Source organism: Methanobrevibacter millerae (assembly GCF_001477655.1).
Lineage (GTDB): Archaea > Methanobacteriota > Methanobacteria > Methanobacteriales > Methanobacteriaceae > Methanocatella > Methanocatella millerae_A.
Genome location: NZ_CP011266.1, coordinates 1147733 through 1168485, shown reverse-complemented (window position 1 = coordinate 1168485; position 20753 = coordinate 1147733). Strand labels below are relative to the sequence as shown.

Below are 20753 nucleotides of genomic sequence, written 5' to 3'. Positions count from 1 at the left end.
TTTTTGAAATAAATATATGATATAATATTTTAATTTATTTTTATATAAATATTAAGCATTTTATTGGAAAAACAATGTTGAAAATAAGCATTAAAAAAAATAAAAATGTTAGTTAAAAAAATTAACTAACTAATTCGGTCTTTTTGTATTGAACTCATCCTTGGACTTGATTCCAACCAATGATGCAAATATGGATACAAGACATGCTGCTGTACAGATTCCGCATATAATTTGTGAAGACTGGACAATTAAGCCGGCATATTCGGTTGATAATGGCAGACTTCCCATTACCCAGGCAAATATCAAAGTAAGCATGCCCAGACTCATTGTCTGACCGATTGTCCTCATGGTTGCCTGTGAGGCTGAAGCAGTCGGAGCGTCCTTTGGAGGAACTGAACTCATGATAGCATTCATGTTCGGGCTTGAGAAAAGTCCCATACCTACACCCTGAAGAATCATTGCAACAACCACCACATAAACCGGAGTCTCTTTTGTAAGGAATGTCAATATTAAAAGAGCTATTGTAGCTATTGCCATACCTATTGCAGCCAGCTTCTGCGGATGAATCCTGTCTGAAAGCTTACCTGAATTCGGTGCGATAATAGCCATGATGATTGGAGTTACAATCAATATCAATCCTGCCATTTGAGCATTCCATCCTTTCACATACTGGAAATGATAATTAAGAATTGTTGTTACAACCATAATCGCCAGATAACTGCATAATGCTGCAATATTGGATGAAGTGAACTTCATATTCTTAAAGAGATTCATGTTGAATACTGGAGAAGTCTGTCTTAGCTCCCATGCAGCAAATATTACAAGAAAGATAATGCCTACAACGGTAAATATAATACCAGTTTGGTTAACCAAGTTGGTGAATCCGTAAATGAAAAGCAAAATTCCAACAGCATACAAAAGAGAACCGACTTTATCTATACTGTCATGCTCATAGGTCTTCCAATCCTGAGGAACTTTTACAATCATCAATATAATACATAATACCAGGAAAGGAATAACAGCATAAAATATTGATCTCCAACCCAGATTATAAACCAAAAATCCGCAGATTACCGGAGAAAGTGAAGTTGCAAGATAAATTCCTGTCACGGTAAAGCCTAAAGCCTTTCCCCGGTTTTGAGGTTTGACCGCAGCAACAACCATAGCCATTCCAGATACATTGACCAATGCAACGCTTGCTCCCTGAATTACCCTAAAAAGCATAAATGATTCAGTTGAAAAGGACAAGACCGCACCAACAGAACCTATTAAAAATATGATAACCCCAACGAGCAATGACTTTTTGACACCGAACTTACCTGATATCTGACCTGCCGGAACCGTAAAGACAGCCATTGCCAGGAAAAATATTGTAGGAATCCAGTTTTGAATAACATTATTCATTGCAAAATCATTAGCAATTGCCGGAACACCAATTATAATACCATTTGATAAAAACACTCCAAAAAATGAAGTTATAGCAGCAATAAAAACTACATACGTCTCAAATTCAATTTTCATTTTAAACACCCTCTTTAGTAAGATTCATTCCATTAATGGCAATTTCTCTCAATCTTTTTCTTAGTTCATAATCATTATCTGTCAAGCCAACTTCCATTTCCCAATCCTTGGAAATCTGCCTGAACTTTGGAACCAGATCATTTGCCTTATCTGTTGTCGTTAACATGTATTTTCGCCTGTTTTGAGGATTGATCTCCCTTTTTATATATCCGTCATCCTCGAATTTTTTAATGATTTTAGCGACATTGCCCTTGCTTTGGCAAAACATGGTGACCAGATTTTCCTGAGAACACTTCGGATTGTCATGAATATACATCAGATAGCGGACATCATGGCCAAAATCATAATCTTTAATCTTTGATTTTATGTATTTCTGTTGATTTAGAGAAATATTATGAATCCAGGCAATTAATGGAGAATTTTCATTGATTGCCTGAAAACTTTCATCTTCCATAATATCACCTAGTTAACAATATGGAACTTTATTTATATAAAAGTTTCTTTTGAAACTGTTTATTATGAAACAATTTTGGAAAAATTAAAATGATTAAAAAACACAAAAAGAACGGGTGTCCGCCAAAATTAATTTTTGAATTTTGTGCAAAAAAATTTTAGCATTATTTTATACTATTTTTTAAATATTTTAATTCATTATTCTTAAATTTTAATTTTATATATTAAATTTTTGTTTTATTTGTTTTTAATTAATTATGAGTTTTTGTTTTGGATTTAACTGTTTTTTAAATAGTTAAGTTTATATACTTTGTTATACATATTTTATATTAGGTATAAGTTATTTTGGTGTTGTTGTTTATGGTTAAAAGAAAATTTGACAAGAATCAGACAAAATTAGGCATTAATACATTAGATTGGAATGTTCCGAAGGATCATATTTCTCGTTTTGTCGTTGATTTTATTGAAGATGTTTTTCCTCTTTTGGAAATTGATGAACCTAAGAAAAAGAAAAGAAGAGAGCCTTTACCTCTAGATTCAATGTTAAAATTGCTTGTTTATGCTAAAATCCAGCATATTGATAGAACATCCATAATTGCGGACATGGCAAGGTACCATGATATTTTTAGGTTCGTTTGTGACGATATTAGACCATCTGAACGTTCAATTCAAAGGTATCGAAGAGAATACGGTCGTTATTTCGAAGTATTATTACAAATGACATTGAAAAAGGCATTTGATGAAGGTTTTACGGAATTTAATCACGTTGCTATTGATGGAACCATCAAAAAAGCATATAATTCCAACAACAACACAATCTCCAAAAAAGAAACCAAAATATTAGTTGATTACTACGAAGGACGCCCAGTTAGTCCTGAAAGCCTTGAAAAACTCCATAAACCTGCCCAAAGAATATTGGAAAAAAAGGACATGAGTGATGAAGATAAATTAGAACTATTGTATGGAATAGAAACACAATTCACATTCACAGGACAAGATAGAATACCAGTAAACGATATTGAAGCACGTTTTATGAAAGGAAAGAAAGGAAATTACATGGTTGCCTACAATATCCAATCTGCAGTCGATTACGACACCAAACTAATCTGCGCAATAAACGTCACACAAAGCCCAACAGACCATTATGAACTACCAGCAATCGCTAAAAAAGCAATACAAAACGTAAACACCAAACCAAAATACATAAGCGCAGATACAATATATTTAAATCAAATATCACTATCATACCTAGCAGATGAAAAAATAGAAGGATTAATACCAACAAGAAAACAATCAAAAGAAAAAATAGGAAAATTAAACGAAAATCCATACCATAAAGACCACTTTGAATACGATTATGAACAAGATGCATTTAAATGCCCAGAAAACCAATACTTACATTTCTACGCGAAATACACAGAACCACACAAAGATTCAAAAAAACCAGACAAAGTAAAAAGGATATACAACAATTACAATGCATGTAAAAACTGTAATGCACGAACAAAATGCTGTGCATCCTCACAAACACACAAAACAATCACAGAATACGGTTCAGAATTACAAAAAGCAATGAACCACAAAATGGAAAAACAAAAATATAAAGACGAATACGCAAAAAGATCAAGCGTTGAAGGACCATTCGGAATATTCAAAGAACAATTCCAAATAGAAAAAGAAGTAGTCGTCGGAATGATAAAAACAGAAGAAAGAATAAACCTAGATGCATTAGCATACAATCTAATCAGATTATACAACATAAAACAAGAAATAGAAAATACAACGGAAGATTTAGAAGATTTCTGTGAAAGTACATCCATTAAAAATCAATTACAACTCACAGCAACCATATTCTAAAAAAAATAGGGTTCAAAACTAAAATTTAATTTTGGCGGACACCCGAACATTAAAAAAAAACAAAGTATAATCAATAAAACATGAAAATTTCATAAATAAAAAAAAAGAGAAGATAAAACTCCTTAAAATAATTATTGTTTACGTTTAATATTAATTCCTAAAAGCGCAAGAACCATAAGTAAAACCATTATTGGATTACCTGTAGCATTCTTGTCAACCATTGCATTAACATTATTTTGAATTTGATTCCCTTCTTGAGTGGATTGTGGACTATCAAGAGAGACAAATATAAAACCAGTTCCATTAGCAGCCAAATATGTATCGTTTCCTTCAAATGATGCAGTTACATTAAATGTCCCATTATAATCCATAGGTACTGTCCAATCAACAGTTCCAAAACCATTAGTAATTGTTAAAATCTTTGTTGAACCATCAGGCAACTCCACAACAATATTTCCATTAAATACTAATCCATAATAGGGAACAACATATATAGGAATATTTATATTTTCCCCAGGTTTTGCATTGATATCTCTAATGAATATTTGAACTGGGATTTTAGGAGGAATAGTAATTAATCCTGTAGCAGTTGAAGGCAAATAATTTTCATTACCTAAAAATTCAATGGAAAAATCATATTCCCCACTATAATCTTCTGGAATAAAATAACCAACATTACCATTTCCATTAATAATATTTACAATCTGATTAGTACCATCAGGTAACAACGCAGTCACGTTACAATTTAATGGCATACCATCTGCACTACTAACATTAATTGGAATGGTAATATTACTTCCAGCTTTTGTTACGACATTTTCAACTGAAATTTCTGTTGATACTTTACTACTATTATCTGCTAAAACATCATCATAACCATCAACATCAGAATAAATTAGATCCATATTCTGAGAAGCTAAAACATTTGTTGAATTTTCATTTATATCTGCTGCACTAACAATATTTATACCAAATATAAATAAAAAAACCAATAGTATGACCAAGAATTTACTTTTTATATTTTCACCTCCTTTAAATTAAATATTGATATTTGATAACTAACATTAAGACAAATATACATATATATTTATATTCAATTAAGAATATATAAACTTTATTAAATTAATAAGTAAAATAAAGAAAAAATATTAATTTAATATCAAAAAAAGTAAAAAAAATGGTTTGGAATAATTAAATAATGAATATGAAAAATTACATGAAATAAAACCATAGTTTAAATTAAAATTCCATTAAATATTATGAAACAAACTATGAAAAAAAACTATTTAACACATCATCAAATTAATATAATAAAACAATGCTAAAAACAAGAGAAATTTCTAAAGAGAAATATATATAGAGGTTGAAAAAACATATTTTTTAGAAAAATAAAAATCGCAGAATAAAATTAAAAGTTCATACGAATACTGATTTATCCTTGAAAAAAAATTAAAATAAGAAATGGACTTTGTTTTTATCAATATCCTCTAAAGTATGGGGTTTCACATCACCGTCAGGAATACCTAAAGCCAATATACCAACAATACGATAATGTTCATCAATTTTAACTATATCACGGACTAATTTTTCTGAATTCTCGCCGCCGGATGATTTTCTAAGATGCATTTGAATCCAGCAGCTTCCAACACCGATGTTTGCTGCCATAAGATGCATGAACGTCAATGCAATTGATGAGTCTTCAATCCATGTATCCGCTTCAAGGGTGCTTGCTGTTACAACAATAGCCTTATCAGCATCCTTTAAAAATTTAGAACCATGTTCCTTTACTTCAGATAATTCTACCAATTTATCCTTATTTGTAACAATTAAAAAGTTACATGGCTTTCTGTTCATTGCTGTTGGCGCCAAAAGGCCAGCTTCCAAAATTTTATTCAACTGATCTTTGCTAACTTTATCATGCGTAAACTTGCGGATGCTTCTTCTTTTTAAAATCAAATCATCAAATTCCATCTAATCATCCTCAGAAAAATCTTTCTCCAAAAGTATTGTGACAGGACCGTCATTAATTAAATTAACTTTCATATATGCTCCAAACTCACCGGTTTCAACTTCAATATCATTACTGCATTTTTCAACAAAATAATCAAATAGTTTTGTTGCATCATCAGGATTCAATGCCTTGTGAAATGAAGGTCTGTTTTTCTTGGTTTTACCATATAAAGTAAATTGCGGAACCAATAATAACTTTCCTGAAATATCCTGAACTGACTTATTCATACGGCCGTTTTCATCAGGAAATATTCGAAGCTTAATCAGCTTTTTAGAAAGATAGTCTACTTCTTTTGCTGTATCATTCTGGCCAAAACCTACCAAAACCATTAATCCCTTATCGATTTGGCCAATTATCTCATTATCCACTTCAACACTTGCATTTGCAACTCTCTGGATAACCAATTTCATAAAAAATTACTCCAAAAAAAGAAATGGGGATAAAATTAATCCCATTATTTGTTCATTGCCTTTTCAACAGCTACAGCTACAGCAACGCTTGCACCAACCATAGGGTTGTTACCCATACCGATTAGACCCATCATTTCCACATGAGCAGGTACGGATGATGAACCGGCAAACTGAGCATCAGAATGCATTCTTCCCATGGTATCTGTCATACCATATGATGCAGGACCTGCCGCCATGTTGTCCGGGTGCAAGGTTCTTCCTGTTCCTCCACCAGAGGCAACTGAGAAGTATTTCTTGCCTTGCTCAATACACTCTTTTTTATATGTTGCAGCTACAGGATGCTGGAAACGTGTAGGATTGGTTGAGTTACCTGTAATTGATACGTCAACACCTTCAAGATGCATGATTGCAACACCTTCACGCACATCATCTGCACCGTAACATCTTACCTTTGCCCTTTCACCTGATGAGTATGCCTTTTCGTGAATGACTTTTACTTCACCTGTAAAGTAGTCAAATTCAGTCTGAACATATGTAAAACCGTTGATTCTTGAAATGATTAATGCAGCATCTTTTCCCAAACCGTTTAGGATAACCCTTAAAGGTTCTTTTCTTACCTGGTTTGCAGAGTTTGCAATTCCGATTGCTCCTTCTGCTGCTGCAAAACTTTCATGACCTGCAAGAAATGCAAAACAGCTTGACTCTTCACTTAAAAGCATTGAAGCTAAGTTACCATGACCTAAACCAACTTTTCTGTCATCTGCAACACTTCCAGGAATACAGAATGACTGCAATCCCTCACCTATGGCAGATGCGGCATCAGCGGCTTTGGTGCAGTCCTTTTTGACAGCTATTGCAGCTCCAACAGTATAGGCCCAGCATGCGTTTTCAAAGCATATTGGCTGAACTCCCTTAACGATTTCATATGGGTCGAAACCTTTGTCAAGACAGATTTGGCGAGCTTCATCCAAATCATTAATACCATATTTGTTTAATACAGGAAGTATCTGGTCGATTCTTCTTTCATAACTTTCAAATAAACTCATAATTCCACCCATCATTCTTTTCTAGGATCAATTGTTTTAACAGCATCATCAAACCTGCCGTACTGGCCGCTTGCCTTTTCGATTGCTTTTAAAGGATCCATTCCGTCCTTGATGCTGTCAAGCATTATGCCTACATTGATATACTTGTATCCTATAATTTCATCATCTTCATCAAGAGCAATTTCTGTGATATAACCTTCAGTCAGCTCAAGATATCTTGGCCCTTTCCTGTTGGTTGAGTATATTGTTCCAACCTGGCTTCTGTGGCCTTTACCTAAATCTTCAAGGCCTGCACCGATAGGAAGACCGTCTTCGGAAAATGCTGATTGGGTTCTACCATAAACAATCTGCAGGAAGAGTTCACGCATTGCAGTATTTATTGCATCACAAACCAAATCAGTATTTAAAGCTTCAAGGATTGTTTTTCCAATCAGTATTTCACCAGCCATTGCAGCTGAATGAGTCATGCCTGAGCATCCTATGGTTTCAACCAAAGCCTCTTCGATAATACCTTCTTTAACATTTAAAGTCAATTTACAGCATCCCTGTTGAGGTGCACACCATCCGATACCATGTGTCAAACCGGAAATGTCAGAGATTTCCTTTGATTTAACCCATCTACCTTCTTCAGGTATTGGTGCGGGACCGTGATTTGCTCCTTTTGCAACAGGACACATATTTTCTACTTCATTTGAATATATCATTTTCAATCTCCGTAAAATAATCTTGATGATAATATATTTGTCCAATCTTAATATTAATTTTTATGATGAATTATTTTTTTTACATGACAATTTTTTCATATGTTGATAATATACAAATTTTAATTATAATATTATACCATATGATGCAAATATTAATAATAACCAGTAATATTAAAAAATACAGTTATATTGTAGGAAAAATTACTAAATAACTTATATAGATTAATTAATAAATGATAAAATGATAATTATCAATTAAAAAATATTTCCGGAAAATTTTAAAAAGAGAGGTTTGAAAAATTATGAGTTTAGAAAAATGGATAACACTAGAAAAACTTGTAACTCAAATGATAGAGGAATCCAACAATAATCCCCGAGATTTTTGCTTCAGATATATTGTAAACACATACCCCAAAGCAGTGCATGACGCATTTGATTTTCCTGGAGAATATGTGAATAATTTAAAATTAGACGTATATACAGAAGACGGTAGAAATTTAGAAATGGACTGTGCACAGCTAATAATGCCAAAAGGAGAAATAACATGCAAATCAACAATTAATGTAGAACATCAAACATATCCCATTAGAGAAAAAGTAGAGTCAATATATGATTACAAACTATATTTGATTCACAAAACAAACATCCCCTCAAATTCTATTGTTATGACAAATATTGACCCCGGAAAAGATGAAATCTTCTGCAAGTCACATGATCAAATATTCAAACTAAAAGTAAACGTGGTAACAAGAGAAAAAATTTCAAAAAGATTAAAAATATTAAAAAATAAAATAAAGAATAAGAAAGAGTTTACCCAAAAAGAAGCAATGTATTTTGCATATATTGCAATATTTACTAAACAAAAAGAAACAATGGAAAGACTAGCCTATTTGTTTTCACAAATTGACCAGATGGAACCCAATCTTGAATTAGATTTACACCAAGTTCTCAAAAAAATGATTAAATTTCATTTTAGAGATGATATAAATAAAATAAGGGAGTTATTAACCATGATATCAGAATCCATATTCCAAAAAAACCTAGAAGGATTAACATACAAAGAAAGAACAGAAATACAAATGAAAGAAAAAGACCAGAAACTAAAAGAACAAGGCATAAAACTAGAAGAAAAAGACCAGAAACTAGAAGAAAAAGACCTGAAATTAAAAGAAAAAAACAAAGAAAACCAAAAACTCAAAAAAGAAATAGAAAAACTCAAAAAACAAATAAACAGATAAAAAACCCCCACAATAAAAAAAACCATCACCATAACACCAAAAAAATATATTTTTATATAAAAAAAGGAGTTATTAACCAATGATACCAAAAACTAAAGATTATTAAGAATTTAAAGCATTTTAATTACTTTTAGATTAAAATATTAATTCTTTCAACATGTTAAAAAAAATAGTAAAAAATTAATAAAAATAATCATCTCTTTTAATTGGAGCACCACAAAACGGACAGTTATTATCAAATTCATCCATCATAAACATTCCATGACATTCAGGACATGTATATTCCTGTTGATAATCCTCTCCAAATGATGTTCCGCATGAGCACATTGGCTCTCCTTCATCAACCCAGCCTCCACAGTTTGGACAAATCATAGATTTCCTCCCAATTCTACTTTTTTAAATGAGTTCATTGCAGCTTTTGAAAGCATTTCACCATCAATCAGTTCCCCGAGTTCCTCACGAGTAAACCATTTATACTCATCATGCTCTTCACTTATTTCAACATGATCTGTTGTTGATGACACTTTCATTATTAGCTGAATTGATTTTACCTTTTCATTGGTCTTGCATGCAGTATAGTCATTTTGAATTACATTATACAATGATTCAATGTTGATTTCAAGGCCCGTCTCTTCAATGAACTCTCTTTTAAGAGCCTGATCAAAAAATTCTCCTTTTTTAACTTTACCACCAGGGATTTCCCATTTTTCCGCATCATGACTTGAACGGGAGCGTACCTTTAAAAGCAAAATTTTACCATCATATTCACAGATTCCTCTTGCAGTTAATCCCCACATGTCACCCATATTTCTCACCTAATTATTTAATAGTTATTTTGGCACAAATAAAACATAGAAAGTGGAAATCCACTTTCCGTTGAATAATTCACAACATCAATAATATATATTATATTAATGCAAGATTTAAGTTTTCTGATAATTCCTTATACCTGTTTCTGAGAGTTACTTCTGTTACTCCTGCAACTTCAGCAACATTCTTCTGGCTTTTCCTTTCATTAACCAAAAGTGATGCGATGTATAATGCTGCAGCAGCAATTCCGCTTGGACCTTTTCCATTGGTAAGTCCTTCATTTCTTGACTTTTCAACAATTCTGATGGCCTTGATTTCCAGGTCGTTTGAAGCATCAAGCTTTGTTGCAAATCTTGGAATGTAATCTGCAGGTGAAGTTGGATGCAATCTAATTTTCAATTCACGGGCTAAAAATCTGTAGGTTCTTCCAATTTCCTTTGAGCTTGCTTCGGATTCTACAGAAACCTCAGCCAATGTTCTTGGAATCCTATTTAATCTGCAGGCAATATATATCACTGCAGCTATTACTCCTTCAATTGTTCTTCCCCTAATCAGCTTATTTTCAAGTGCCTTCCTATACATCACGGATGCATTTTCACGGACAGTACGCGGAAGAGCAAGGTTTGAGCATTTTCTATCAAGCTGAGATAGGGCAGATGCAAGGTTGCGCTCTCTTGATCCGGAAATTCTAATTTTTTTATTCCATTTTCTCAATCTATAGAAAGTGGCTATGTTTTTTTGCGGAATACAATTATTTTTAAAGTCTATGTCAGTGCATAATCCATGATCATGTATTGCATGAGATAATGGTGCACCTACACGTGTTCTTGAATTTTTCTGTTCATGGTTGAATGCTCTCCATTCAGGCCCATTATCAATCATGTTTTCATCAATGACTGTGCCGCAGTGTTTACATGATATTTCTCCTCTTGAACTATCATGGTCAAAATCTGTTGAACTGCATTCTGGACATGAAACGGTGGTGTTTTCTTCAATTATTACTTTTTTAGGTCTTTTTTTCAAAACTCTTTGATTTTTCATTATTTTAATCTCCAATTTTTAAAAAAAAGTTCGTATAAAGACAGTTACAATAACAATTTAAAAATAAGTTACTCACAACATATAGACAGAGATATATGTCTAACAAATTCAATTAAAATAAGTTGCAAAAATGTATAAAAAAAGAAATTAAAGATAAAAAATAGGTTAATCATCTTACAATATTTAATGCATCCTTAGGGCATCTGCTAACGCATTCCAAACACAGGTTGCATCTGTTGGGATATAATGTCCATATTCTCCTTTTACGGTTTATATAGATTGCATGCCTTCTACAAACAATTTGACATTTTCCACAAAGGTTGCATCTGTGCCTATCTGCCTCAACTTCTCCTCGAGGGCGGATAAGACTTGGACCAATTAACTGGCCTATCAAATCCAAAGGAAGTCCACCATGACCTCTACCACGTCTCGCTCTCATTTATAATATCTCCCATGTTAAGTTAATATTAATTAATCGCTCATCATATAAATATTTAGGCATGACTAAATTTTAAATATATAACCTAAAAAAACAAATTATCATATATGAAAATATACATCAACTGCGATGATTTTAAAAAAACAGCTAAAAAAGCGCAAAAAGATTTAATCAGAATATGTGACGAGCTAAAAATTGAAATAACAGAAAATATTGATGAAGCAGATATCGTCTGTTCAATTGGAGGGGATGGAACCCTTCTTAAATCAGCAAGCATTTCAAACACAAAGCCAATACTTGGAATTAACTGCGGAACATTAGGTTTTTTAACTGAAATCGAACCAAATGATATAAAAAAGGCATTGAAAGAGATTTTAGATAACAACTATTATATTGAAAACAGAATGATGCTTGAAGGTGAAATAATAAAAGCAAATGGTGAAAAAATTAAAATACCTCCCGCATTAAACGAAGTATCAATTTCAAAAAATATTTATGGTGTGGTAAGATTTGATGCTGTAATAGATGGAAAACTGATTAATTCATATACTGCAGACGGCATGATTGTAAGCACTCCAACAGGCTCAACTGCATATAACCTGTCCTGCGGAGGACCGATAGTTGATCCAACAGCAGAAATCATTACACTAACTCCAATAGCACCACATACAATTTTAAACAGAAGCATCATACTCTCAAATAGCTCAATCATTGAAATCAAAATAAATGAACTTAGAGGAGATGCAAAGGCATTTGCGCTATATGACGGAAATTCAATTGAAATTAATGAAGGAGATACCGTTAAAGTTAAAAAATCAGATAAGATAACTCAAATCATCAAGCTCAACTGGAAGAGTTTCATTGACATAATTCGCGAAAACATTAATTAACAACAATGCACTCATTAGGACAAATAGCTTCACAAACACGACAATGCTTGCAGGTCATCGGACTTCTTGCAACTGTATCATCACCTTCTTTAATCAAGACATTATTTGGACAGGCAATAACACATTTTTCACAGTCTGCACCTTTACAGTCATCGTTATTTATATCAATATGTGATTCAACTGTTTCTTCTTTCTTATTATCTTTATTTCTTTTGAAAAATGAACCTAAACCCATATTGATTAATTTTATTGATTATTGTTAATAACTCTTTTCAATCATATCCCTGTGACTCCAGATAATCGTCGATTGCATAATTGTCACCATATTCATAGTGGTCATAGTACCAGTCAGGGTCATTTCTGGCTATTGTATATGGCGAATCATCGACATGATATCGGCCGGAGGATGATGTTGAATAGGAATAGTCATTATATTTGACAAAAGACCTGTTTAGGATATCATGAATCAGGTCTTTGAAATCATATGAAATGCTATTGTGGTCCAGTATTATTCCATACACCATTTTGTTTTTCGGATTGTATTCCTGATAGTATAGGGCATACATCCTATTTTTCCCATGTATGTCTCCATAGTCATAGGCAATTTTTGAGGTGTCAACCACATTAAAACCAGTATCCTTTAGAGGTGCTTTCCAAACAATTACATAGGCCTTCTTGCCAAGATAGTTTACATAGCTAATGTTTCGCGCATCCTTCCATTTTATCAAATCGCCAGATACATTTACCTCACCATTAGGAATTTTCTCGCTTTTATATTGCAATGATTTTTTAATGCTTGCTTTTAGATAACCGTCCTGGCCGATGTCTATTTCCACGCTATCATCGCTACTGGCAAAGCTTGGAGGAGATGTCAGATATGATATTGTCCCAATTATAACACCCAAAACTAAAAGGACTACAAAAGCAATTAAAACAAATTTAGCAATCTTTTTTAAATCATCAATCATAATAAATCAAAAATTTCATCCAGGGAATCTGCAACTTCAAAAATGTCCAGTGCACCTTCACGAATCAGACCTTCATCATGCATCTCGCAAAGCATGTCAATCATCCGGTCATAGAAATGATTGATGTTAAATAGAATAATCTTTTTTGAATGCCTGTTGAGATATTTCAATGTCAAAACCTCAAAAAACTCATCCAAAGTACCAATTCCACCAGGAGCAATAATAAATACATCAGACTTTTCTAAAAACAGCTTTTTTCTCTCATCCATTGAATCCGTTTTGATATATTCATCATGACCCTTAAAAGGATCATCGAATTCATTAATCCAATCCGGAGCGATAGCCATAATGTTTCCTCCATTGTCATGAACGCCTTTTGCAACTGCACCCATCATTCCATCATTTCCACCGCCAAATACAAGAGAATGATTATTTGAAGCTATTTTCAATCCCAGTTCATAGCCAACATCAGTGTATTCCCTTGGAGTGTTCTTACTACCTGAGCCGTAAAGACAAATTTTCATATTAATATATCTATAAATCAACCTTTTTAAAGTTAGAACATTTATTAATCAATACAACCATATATTTCATTAATGAACACAAAAATGCAAAGCTTTATTGGCCTGTCCGATTTGGTATCACTGATGAATATGAGCTGCGGATTTCTCTCCATACTCATGTCAATCAACCATAATTTCTATTATGCAGCAATCTTTATGATATTGTCATTGTTGTTTGACTCCATTGACGGATGGGTTGCACGAAAAACAAATAGACTTGATGAATACGAATTCGGAAAAAACATTGATTCTCTCTCAGACATTGTATCATTTGGCGTTAGCCCGGCAGTTTTCCTTTATTCATTTAGTATGGTAAATGCACCATATCTTGAAATTCCAACTGCATTGGTTTCATTGTTTATTATAATCTGTGGAATCTTAAGGTTAACAAGATATAATGTTACATCAAATGATGTTGAAGGATTCATCGGCTTTCCGATTCCGGGAATTGCAATTATTATGGCTTCATTTTACATAAGTGGCCTTTTTAACATATATATTGCACTCATATTGGCAATAATAGTTTCAATAGCTATGATATGCAACATACCATATGAAAAATTCAATAATCTATACCTTCTGATATTAAACTGCATCTGCTTGTTATGCATTATTCTCCAGATTCCATTGTATATTGGATTTGTCAATGTTGCCGGATTAATTATTCTTTTAACTTCCATTGGTTATTTATTTATCAATTTAACTCGAGGATAACATGAAAAAAAGATACATCATCCTAATAATAATATTAATTTTGATAATTGGATTTAGTGTATACTATGTCAATGACTATTCACACTCAGACAGCACTGCCCTATCATACATTAACGGAAGTGAAAATGTTAGCGTTACACATGCATCAAACGGGCTTTTTATTGACGGTAAAGGAAATGATACTGCATTAATATTCTATCCTGGAGCAAAAGTTGAATACAGTGCATATCTGCCTTTGATGAACCAGATTGCGGCACAGGGCGTTGATGTGTATCTTGTTCAAATGCCATTTAATCTTGCATTTTTCGGCCAAAACATTGCAGACGACATCATCAAGAATTCAAACTATTCCCATTATATCATGTCAGGCCATTCCTTAGGCGGTGTAGCTGCATCAGGCTATGCTTCAAAGCATGATGTTGATGGGCTGGTGTTGCTTGCGGCATATCCAAGTGAAGAAATAGACAAGCCTACATTGTCAATTTACGGATCTGAAGATAAGGTTTTAAATTTGAAAAGCTACAACGATGCCAGACCATTAATCAAAGCCAACTTTACTGAGCATGTCATAAATGGTGGAAATCATGCACAGTTCGGAAATTACGGTCTTCAAAAAGGCGACGGCAATGCAGGCATCAATTCAACACTTCAGCAAAACGAAACCGCTTCAGAAATTATTAATTTCATTAATAAATTATTTTAAATATTTTTTTTGAATTTTTGCCAATACTGAAAGGTTGCCCAGTGTTATTATCAGGATTCCTGACAAGAATAAGTATATGTTTTCCATTGAAAAGAGAATAACAAAAGAACCTACAGCAGTGAAAAGTATCATTTTAACCAAATCACCATTCAAGAATTTAATGCCTTCCTTATAATATGGCTTGTTTGCCATTATTGATGCATAGAAAACAATTAATGAAATAATCATTACACCAATTTCCAGATGGGGATTTACCTCACCGGAATGAAGCCATTCAAATGCAACCGTCATCAGATTTATGCTTATTATGATGAAATAATGGCTAAACATCAGTCTCAGGCTTCTTTCAACACGATGGTGATTTACAAGATTATGAATTTGAATCACATATGAGCCGAACATTGAAATTACAATAAGAAATACGAGAATTGATGTTATATTGAAACTTGTCACATCAAAAAAGTATGTCATTCCCACAACCGCTTCACCGAATGTGATGATAGTCAGAAGTTCAAAACGCTCAACCAGATGAGGAAAATTAATTACACCCTCATCAAAGTGTCCCTTTAAGAAAAATGGCAGAAAAGCCCCTGTTATTACTGCAATAACATCTATCCAAATGACAATATCATGAAAACCCAATAGAATTACCAAAAGAGCTATAATATATATTGAACATACGATTGAAAGTATCTGAATTGAATTTCCCGCTGCAATATCGAATGTACCATGTTGTTTTACCTGAATTAAATACAACACAAAAACTGTTGAAAGCATTACAAGCATTGAAATGTTGAATGGAACAAACATCTGGTTCCACTGGGCATTGATTGTATTTGCCATGAAAATCACAGCTATCATGTTTACAATAGCCAGAATGTATTCATGCCAGTGCCATTGCCCATATCTGTTGACGTAGTTTGTAAAATACAGCCATGCCTGCAAGATTACAAAAGATGTGATGATATATATAAAAAAGCTATCGGGTGCAACTGTTCCGTTAACGGGTTCACTGATTAGTGCAGTAAGTTTGGATATTGCATATACAAAAATCAAGTCATAGAATAGTTCAATTAATTCCACTTTTTTCTCAACGATAGCCATTATTATTATATTTATTTTGGATTATATAAAATATTATTCATGTCCTTTAAAAAAAGTAGTACTTTAGATAAAATCAAAGCACCTCCAAGTATCAATACAATCCAAAATACAGACATTAACGGTGACTGCTGATTTACTTTTAAAAAGGGATATGGTCCAGATACGACATTTAAAATATTCAGACTAATCAAAATAATCGCATAGATTATCGTGAAATATAATGACCTCAAATTATTTTTCAGGCTGTTTTCTATTTCATTTGAATCAAAGAAAATAAAAGATATTAGTGCCAAAACCGGGCACAGTACATGCATATAAAGATTTGGCCCATCTAAAAACAGGAACTGAAAATTAAAGTTATACATTGGATAGAGTACAAAAACTACAACAAGAAATGTGATGAATACTGAAAGCGTGGATGAATACTTAAGCAACTGAACAATCTTTGGAACATTATTTATAGTTAGCAAATAGAGGATTGTTGAAATTAAAAGAAATATATTGGAATCTATTGTATAATATGCCAAATTAATTCCAAAAGAATTATAGCATACAATCAATGCAATGATTTCCAATATTATTATAATAATCGATAAAGCAATGCTTACATTTCTTTGCATCAATAACCTTCCCCGTCAAAAGTACGAGGATCATCGTAGATATCCTCATACCAGTAGTTGTCATATATATACTCATCCATTTTTACGCTATCACCATAGTTGTGATTGTCATAATAGTTGTAAATGGAGTTTCCGCCGCTTCCTGATGTTACCGTTATCGTTTTTGTTAAAGAAGAAGGATTATATTTGCCGTTTCCCTTGAAATCCACAGATATTACATAGTTTCCTTTTGTAGAACCCAAAAAGAAAATGTTTTGACCTGTCTTGTTGAGTGTCTTTGTAGGCATGGTTCTTACGCTGCCGTTAGGCTTTGTTATCTTAATTGAAAACTTCACTTTGGGAACTGGATTATTATGTGAATCCTTCAAGGTCACTATTGAAGAATAACCTGACGAATCCTTTTCTATTTCAAAGTGAGTATCCTCTCCTGCAGATACAAATGATATAGCTATAAAAAATATTAATAGACCTATAAAAATTAAAAATATTTTATTCATGTTAATATATTATGTATAACTTCTATATAAGGTTTTTATATATTTTTAAATCAAAAAATTAACTGATGAATATTAAATATGAAATTAAAGAAGCCTTTGTTGAAAACAGGAAAATATTTCTAATACTTATAGTAATTTTTGCAATAGCATTCATATTAGGAGATATTTCTACAGATGAAATTGCATCAGTTCTAATGCCTATGCTAAAGGATGCCATGCTTAAGGGAAACGTGACTTCCGTCGATGCATTTAACATAATGATTCACAATGAAACAGCAGCATTAATCACACTAATCGGATCCATATTTTTTGCAATATATGCATTCATAGCAATATTTCTCAACGGTTTTGTGGTAGGATTCATGGCAGGCTATACCATACACTCAACATATGACCTTGTAATGTATATAGCATTGATTGTCCCGCATGGAATACTTGAAATTCCGGCATTTTTCTGCAGCTGTACAAGCGGAATACTGTTATTCACATTCATTTTTAAAGTATTAAGAGATAAAATCCGCAAAAACACTTTCAGTGAAGCTTATCAAAACAACAAAAAGACATTAAAACATGTTGCAGTATTATTTTTGGTTGCAGTGGCATTATTTGCAATAGCTGCATTAATTGAAGGATTTATAACTCCCCAAATAGGAAATATTGTCTCACAGCAGATGGGTGGAGCTAATTTGTTGAAATAAAAAAAGAAAAGAGTATTAAAATACTCTTTATTCATCATCATAGAATGGTTGTGGCAGTGCACATGCATCATTTCCTTTAGCAATGAAATTATATACTAAAGCAGCTAAAATACCACCAACAATTGGTCCGATTAAATAGATTGGATAGTATGCCCAGAGATTTGCTCCGCCAAGCAACATATCCATTAAATAAGGACCAAATGTACGTGCAGGATTTATTGATGCACCAGTGAATGCTCCTAAAACTACAATTACTGCTGTTACTGTCATACCGATTGAAAGACCTGCAAAACCTGGTTCCGCTTTTTTGTCAACAGCAACACCCATTACAACCAATACAAGGAAGAATGTTCCGATAAATTCAGCAAACATGGCCTGCCAGTATCCAACACCTAATCCCGGTGCGGTAGCTCCTAATGCTCCGATAGTTACAGCACCGCTTCCAAGACATAGGAACAATGCCAAACTGCCCAAACATGCTCCAATTACTTGAGCAACAATATAGTAGATGCTGTCAACAAGGGAAATATTTTTGCTTACAAGCAAACCAACAGTCACTGCAGGGTTTAGGTGTGCACCAGATATCTTACCGAACAGATAAATACATGCCATCACAGTCAAACCGAATGCAAGAGAAATTGCAATCCAATCACCAAGACCACCTAAAATACCTATTCCCGCATTTCCCGGATGAATGCTATCTGCAATCAGCAAGGTTACAACAGCAGATCCTGTTCCGAAAAAAACCAGGAAAAAAGTTCCCAGCAATTCAGCCAGAAACTTTTTTTCAATATTACAAGAAGCCATCTAATTCACAACCTAAATAGCTTCTCTCCATTGACAGTATTCATGTTTTCCATCAACTAATGTTGCAGATGCACAGTTTTTACATCCTCTGGCAGGTGAACCTGCAGATTCCTTATTGAGTGCAATGATATTGGTCATCATTGTAGCAGTGATAGGTTCTGATGTAAGCAGACATGGATAATCAGCCAATCTCATGAGAGATGAGAATCTGACAGTTATTGCACATGCAGGATATGTGTATCTTTGCGGATTCATGATTACTTCATTTTCTGCTATTGGACTTAAGTCAACTGCAAATCCGTTGATTTTTGGTACCAAGTCAATTTTTTCACTGGATCTTGCTTTTCTTGCATCGCTTATAGCTCCGAATCCTCTGTAAATCATATCCATAAAATCACAGTTGTGCAGTTCTGCAGCAGCACCTCTTCTTGGATATTGCTGTACATAGTTGTGGAATCTTTTGTTTAGTAAGTCCACTACCATAGGTGCATTGAATCCATCCAATTCCAAAATGTATTCTGTTGCACATGCAGAAGAACCTGTTGCAAGATTCAATACATTTGCAGGAGTCTTATAGTTATCCAGATTACTTCTAAGTGTTGCTTCAATAACATCTGTTGTAGCCTTAATGATGTTTAAAGTTACATCATCCTTAACCATATTATAGCTTGCCTGACCGATGTGGTGTCCAATGTCCCCAACACAGTATGCAGGAACGGTTACTATATTACCGTAGTGGACTCCATCATCCATTGCAGCCTTAACGGTTGCAGTCATTTCCTTTTTATACCCGTTCATGTATTTTCTTACATCAAAGGAGGAGTGGTCTGCATCATCCATCAATGTTCCCTGGGCTTCGATAGGTTCGCGATAGACCATTTGCAGTGTTTCAATTTCCTTTTGAGTTGCTTCAGCTGCTGTCAATCCGTCTTCGATTGCATTTGCAAATGCATCACCTACACCATATGATGTGTTCATACCCCATGATTTAGCAGATAATATTGCCTGCTTGTGCATATTTGAAATGTCCATTTTTGCCAAAATCTGATTGACAACATTGGTTGTGCTTCCAGGCATCAAAGCAAAGTCAACCACACAGGTCGGACCATAGAATCCGCCATATCTTCTGATTGATTCTCTTGAAATCAATGCTTCGTTATCTGCAATTGCATCTATGAACTTATCAACACTGTCTGCAAATTCGCCATCCTCTTCACATAGGATTTCTAGAACCGGCGGTGTCTGATAGTGTTCAATGAATGGATCGTCTTCAGGACGGATGGTTTCGGTAACGGAAGTTAAAACCTTGTAGTGACTTGCAACAGAATTTTTGTGTAATTTAATTACACTTTCTGCTTGATTGTCAAGTGCTTTCATATTAGATACTGCATCAGCATAAGCCTTTGCATCAGTGACTTTAAAGTCTTTGTATCTGTTTTCAGATATTACTCCAACATCTGCTCTTTGAGCAGCCATTGATTCATTAATCATTTTTTCATATAATTCTTTCATATTATCAACCTCAAATTCTATGAAAAATTCAACTGCCTTAAAAAAACTGTTAAAACAAACCTAACAATTCCTACTTATGATAATAATCCTACTATCATTATGTAATAATACAAGATATTGTCTATATAAACTTATCGAAAAAAATGT

General features: G+C 33.4%; 25 protein-coding genes. 6 read left to right on the top strand and 19 right to left on the bottom strand.

Annotated elements, in window-relative coordinates; all coding sequences use genetic code 11:
* Positions 1-129 precede the first annotated feature (129 nt).
* Together SM9_RS05210 and SM9_RS05205 are read right to left on the bottom strand one after the other, a co-directional pair.
* Positions 130-1521, bottom strand: a complete 1392-nt coding sequence (locus SM9_RS05210; RefSeq protein ID WP_058739130.1) for an MFS transporter — start codon at positions 1519-1521, stop codon at positions 130-132.
* A gap of 1 nt (position 1522) precedes the next feature.
* Positions 1523-1975 carry a MarR family winged helix-turn-helix transcriptional regulator gene (locus SM9_RS05205; protein WP_058739129.1) on the bottom strand — a complete coding sequence of 151 codons (453 nt, stop codon included), beginning with the start codon at positions 1973-1975 and terminating at the stop codon, positions 1523-1525.
* 359 nt (positions 1976-2334) lie between these two features.
* Between SM9_RS05205 and SM9_RS05200 the strand changes: the two genes are divergently transcribed.
* Positions 2335-3831: a transposase gene (locus SM9_RS05200; RefSeq protein ID WP_058739128.1), complete on the top strand. Its 1497-nt coding sequence runs from the start codon at positions 2335-2337 to the stop codon at positions 3829-3831.
* 131 nt (positions 3832-3962) lie between these two features.
* Here the strand turns inward: SM9_RS05200 and SM9_RS05195 are convergent, their stop codons facing one another.
* From SM9_RS05195 to SM9_RS05175, 5 genes are all read right to left on the bottom strand, one after another.
* Positions 3963-4823: an Ig-like domain-containing protein gene (locus tag SM9_RS05195; protein ID WP_058739127.1), complete on the bottom strand. Its 861-nt coding sequence runs from the start codon at positions 4821-4823 to the stop codon at positions 3963-3965.
* A 457-nt stretch (positions 4824-5280) separates the two neighbouring features.
* Positions 5281-5802: a nitroreductase family protein gene (locus tag SM9_RS05190; RefSeq protein WP_058739126.1), complete on the bottom strand. Its 522-nt coding sequence runs from the start codon at positions 5800-5802 to the stop codon at positions 5281-5283.
* The gene (gene dtd / locus SM9_RS05185; protein WP_058739125.1) at positions 5803-6252 is read right to left on the bottom strand and encodes a D-aminoacyl-tRNA deacylase; all 450 of its coding nucleotides are present in this window, start codon (positions 6250-6252) and stop codon (positions 5803-5805) included. It lies immediately after the preceding gene.
* Between the two features lie 44 nt (positions 6253-6296).
* On the bottom strand, positions 6297-7298 hold the full coding sequence (locus SM9_RS05180; RefSeq protein WP_058739124.1) for a GGGtGRT protein: 1002 nt from the start codon (positions 7296-7298) through the stop codon (positions 6297-6299).
* Positions 7299-7309: 11 nt separating this feature from the next.
* On the bottom strand, positions 7310-8002 hold the full coding sequence (locus tag SM9_RS05175) for an iron-sulfur cluster assembly scaffold protein (protein ID WP_058739123.1): 693 nt from the start codon (positions 8000-8002) through the stop codon (positions 7310-7312).
* Between the two features lie 302 nt (positions 8003-8304).
* On the opposite strand from SM9_RS05175, the gene SM9_RS05170 reads away from it, so the two are divergent.
* On the top strand, positions 8305-9240 hold the full coding sequence (locus SM9_RS05170) for a hypothetical protein (protein ID WP_058739122.1): 936 nt from the start codon (positions 8305-8307) through the stop codon (positions 9238-9240).
* Between the two features lie 180 nt (positions 9241-9420).
* Here the strand turns inward: SM9_RS05170 and SM9_RS05165 are convergent, their stop codons facing one another.
* The 4 genes from SM9_RS05165 to SM9_RS05150 all read right to left on the bottom strand — a co-directional run bounded on the left by SM9_RS05165 (position 9421) and on the right by SM9_RS05150 (position 11530).
* The gene (locus SM9_RS05165; protein WP_058739121.1) at positions 9421-9612 is read right to left on the bottom strand and encodes a hypothetical protein; all 192 of its coding nucleotides are present in this window, start codon (positions 9610-9612) and stop codon (positions 9421-9423) included.
* Positions 9609-10046, bottom strand: a complete 438-nt coding sequence (locus SM9_RS05160) for an NUDIX hydrolase (protein ID WP_083495842.1) — start codon at positions 10044-10046, stop codon at positions 9609-9611. The genes SM9_RS05165 and SM9_RS05160 overlap by 4 nt, the downstream gene beginning before the upstream one ends.
* 100 nt (positions 10047-10146) lie before the next feature.
* Positions 10147-11091: a transcription initiation factor IIB gene (locus SM9_RS05155; RefSeq protein WP_058739120.1), complete on the bottom strand. Its 945-nt coding sequence runs from the start codon at positions 11089-11091 to the stop codon at positions 10147-10149.
* 169 nt (positions 11092-11260) lie between these two features.
* Positions 11261-11530, bottom strand: a complete 270-nt coding sequence (locus tag SM9_RS05150; RefSeq protein ID WP_058739119.1) for an ATP-binding protein — start codon at positions 11528-11530, stop codon at positions 11261-11263.
* Between the two features lie 107 nt (positions 11531-11637).
* On the opposite strand from SM9_RS05150, the gene SM9_RS05145 reads away from it, so the two are divergent.
* Positions 11638-12420 (top strand): NAD(+)/NADH kinase, encoded by a 783-nt coding sequence (locus SM9_RS05145; RefSeq protein WP_058739118.1) that lies wholly within the window; start codon positions 11638-11640, stop codon positions 12418-12420.
* Here SM9_RS05145 and SM9_RS05140 read toward each other — a convergent pair.
* The 3 genes from SM9_RS05140 to SM9_RS05130 are packed head-to-tail and all read right to left on the bottom strand — an operon-like array spanning position 12413 to position 13912.
* On the bottom strand, positions 12413-12655 hold the full coding sequence (locus SM9_RS05140) for a 4Fe-4S dicluster domain-containing protein (RefSeq protein ID WP_058739117.1): 243 nt from the start codon (positions 12653-12655) through the stop codon (positions 12413-12415). The genes SM9_RS05145 and SM9_RS05140 overlap by 8 nt on opposite strands.
* A gap of 37 nt (positions 12656-12692) precedes the next feature.
* Positions 12693-13388, bottom strand: a complete 696-nt coding sequence (locus tag SM9_RS05135; RefSeq protein ID WP_058739116.1) for a hypothetical protein — start codon at positions 13386-13388, stop codon at positions 12693-12695.
* Positions 13385-13912 carry an LOG family protein gene (locus SM9_RS05130; protein WP_058739115.1) on the bottom strand — a complete coding sequence of 176 codons (528 nt, stop codon included), beginning with the start codon at positions 13910-13912 and terminating at the stop codon, positions 13385-13387. Before SM9_RS05130 ends, SM9_RS05135 begins: the two co-directional genes overlap by 4 nt.
* Positions 13913-13984: 72 nt before the next feature.
* Between SM9_RS05130 and SM9_RS05125 the strand changes: the two genes are divergently transcribed.
* Together SM9_RS05125 and SM9_RS05120 are read left to right on the top strand one after the other, a co-directional pair.
* A complete protein-coding gene (locus SM9_RS05125) occupies positions 13985-14665 on the top strand; it encodes an archaetidylserine synthase (RefSeq protein ID WP_232299188.1) in 681 nt (226 codons plus the stop codon).
* 1 nt (position 14666) lies between these two features.
* Positions 14667-15368, top strand: a complete 702-nt coding sequence (locus tag SM9_RS05120; protein ID WP_058739113.1) for an alpha/beta hydrolase — start codon at positions 14667-14669, stop codon at positions 15366-15368.
* Here SM9_RS05120 and SM9_RS05115 read toward each other — a convergent pair.
* From SM9_RS05115 to SM9_RS05105, 3 genes are read right to left on the bottom strand one after another with little or no spacing between them, the layout of a single operon-like run.
* Positions 15360-16472, bottom strand: a complete 1113-nt coding sequence (locus tag SM9_RS05115; protein ID WP_083495841.1) for a low temperature requirement protein A — start codon at positions 16470-16472, stop codon at positions 15360-15362. The two genes, SM9_RS05120 and SM9_RS05115, sit on opposite strands and share 9 nt — an antisense overlap.
* A gap of 11 nt (positions 16473-16483) precedes the next feature.
* Positions 16484-17092, bottom strand: coding sequence for a hypothetical protein (locus SM9_RS05110; protein WP_058739111.1), 609 nt, complete (start codon positions 17090-17092; stop codon positions 16484-16486).
* Entirely contained in the window at positions 17092-17589 is a 498-nt protein-coding gene (locus SM9_RS05105; protein ID WP_058739110.1) for a hypothetical protein, read from the bottom strand. The genes SM9_RS05110 and SM9_RS05105 overlap by 1 nt, the downstream gene beginning before the upstream one ends.
* 65 nt (positions 17590-17654) lie before the next feature.
* Here SM9_RS05105 and SM9_RS05100 point away from each other — a divergent pair, with 65 nt between their 5' ends.
* Positions 17655-18287, top strand: coding sequence for a stage II sporulation protein M (locus tag SM9_RS05100; protein WP_058739109.1), 633 nt, complete (start codon positions 17655-17657; stop codon positions 18285-18287).
* Positions 18288-18314: 27 nt separating this feature from the next.
* Here SM9_RS05100 and SM9_RS05095 read toward each other — a convergent pair whose 3' ends face one another.
* Positions 18315-19094: an MIP/aquaporin family protein gene (locus tag SM9_RS05095; protein WP_058739108.1), complete on the bottom strand. Its 780-nt coding sequence runs from the start codon at positions 19092-19094 to the stop codon at positions 18315-18317.
* 12 nt (positions 19095-19106) lie between these two features.
* Entirely contained in the window at positions 19107-20606 is a 1500-nt protein-coding gene (locus SM9_RS05090) for a DUF2193 domain-containing protein (protein WP_058739107.1), read from the bottom strand.
* Positions 20607-20753 lie beyond the last annotated feature (147 nt).

Excerpts from the sequence above, each read along its gene's own strand:
- SM9_RS05210 (WP_058739130.1), bottom strand. The coding sequence starts at position 1,521 with ATGAAAATTGAATTTGAGACGTATGTAGTTTTTATTGCTGCTATAACT.
- SM9_RS05205 (WP_058739129.1), bottom strand. The coding sequence starts at position 1,975 with ATGGAAGATGAAAGTTTTCAGGCAATCAATGAAAATTCTCCATTAATT.
- SM9_RS05200 (WP_058739128.1), top strand. The coding sequence starts at position 2,335 with ATGGTTAAAAGAAAATTTGACAAGAATCAGACAAAATTAGGCATTAAT.
- SM9_RS05190 (WP_058739126.1), bottom strand. The coding sequence starts at position 5,802 with ATGGAATTTGATGATTTGATTTTAAAAAGAAGAAGCATCCGCAAGTTT.
- dtd (WP_058739125.1), bottom strand. The coding sequence starts at position 6,252 with ATGAAATTGGTTATCCAGAGAGTTGCAAATGCAAGTGTTGAAGTGGAT.
- SM9_RS05180 (WP_058739124.1), bottom strand. The coding sequence starts at position 7,298 with ATGAGTTTATTTGAAAGTTATGAAAGAAGAATCGACCAGATACTTCCT.
- SM9_RS05175 (WP_058739123.1), bottom strand. The coding sequence starts at position 8,002 with ATGATATATTCAAATGAAGTAGAAAATATGTGTCCTGTTGCAAAAGGA.
- SM9_RS05170 (WP_058739122.1), top strand. The coding sequence starts at position 8,305 with ATGAGTTTAGAAAAATGGATAACACTAGAAAAACTTGTAACTCAAATG.
- SM9_RS05165 (WP_058739121.1), bottom strand. The coding sequence starts at position 9,612 with ATGATTTGTCCAAACTGTGGAGGCTGGGTTGATGAAGGAGAGCCAATG.
- SM9_RS05160 (WP_083495842.1), bottom strand. The coding sequence starts at position 10,046 with ATGGGTGACATGTGGGGATTAACTGCAAGAGGAATCTGTGAATATGAT.
- SM9_RS05155 (WP_058739120.1), bottom strand. The coding sequence starts at position 11,091 with ATGAAAAATCAAAGAGTTTTGAAAAAAAGACCTAAAAAAGTAATAATT.
- SM9_RS05150 (WP_058739119.1), bottom strand. The coding sequence starts at position 11,530 with ATGAGAGCGAGACGTGGTAGAGGTCATGGTGGACTTCCTTTGGATTTG.
- SM9_RS05145 (WP_058739118.1), top strand. The coding sequence starts at position 11,638 with ATGAAAATATACATCAACTGCGATGATTTTAAAAAAACAGCTAAAAAA.
- SM9_RS05140 (WP_058739117.1), bottom strand. The coding sequence starts at position 12,655 with ATGGGTTTAGGTTCATTTTTCAAAAGAAATAAAGATAATAAGAAAGAA.
- SM9_RS05135 (WP_058739116.1), bottom strand. The coding sequence starts at position 13,388 with ATGATTGATGATTTAAAAAAGATTGCTAAATTTGTTTTAATTGCTTTT.
- SM9_RS05130 (WP_058739115.1), bottom strand. The coding sequence starts at position 13,912 with ATGAAAATTTGTCTTTACGGCTCAGGTAGTAAGAACACTCCAAGGGAA.
- SM9_RS05125 (WP_232299188.1), top strand. The coding sequence starts at position 13,985 with ATGAACACAAAAATGCAAAGCTTTATTGGCCTGTCCGATTTGGTATCA.
- SM9_RS05120 (WP_058739113.1), top strand. The coding sequence starts at position 14,667 with ATGAAAAAAAGATACATCATCCTAATAATAATATTAATTTTGATAATT.
- SM9_RS05115 (WP_083495841.1), bottom strand. The coding sequence starts at position 16,472 with ATGGCTATCGTTGAGAAAAAAGTGGAATTAATTGAACTATTCTATGAC.
- SM9_RS05110 (WP_058739111.1), bottom strand. The coding sequence starts at position 17,092 with ATGCAAAGAAATGTAAGCATTGCTTTATCGATTATTATAATAATATTG.
- SM9_RS05105 (WP_058739110.1), bottom strand. The coding sequence starts at position 17,589 with ATGAATAAAATATTTTTAATTTTTATAGGTCTATTAATATTTTTTATA.
- SM9_RS05100 (WP_058739109.1), top strand. The coding sequence starts at position 17,655 with ATGAATATTAAATATGAAATTAAAGAAGCCTTTGTTGAAAACAGGAAA.
- SM9_RS05095 (WP_058739108.1), bottom strand. The coding sequence starts at position 19,094 with ATGGCTTCTTGTAATATTGAAAAAAAGTTTCTGGCTGAATTGCTGGGA.
- SM9_RS05090 (WP_058739107.1), bottom strand. The coding sequence starts at position 20,606 with ATGAAAGAATTATATGAAAAAATGATTAATGAATCAATGGCTGCTCAA.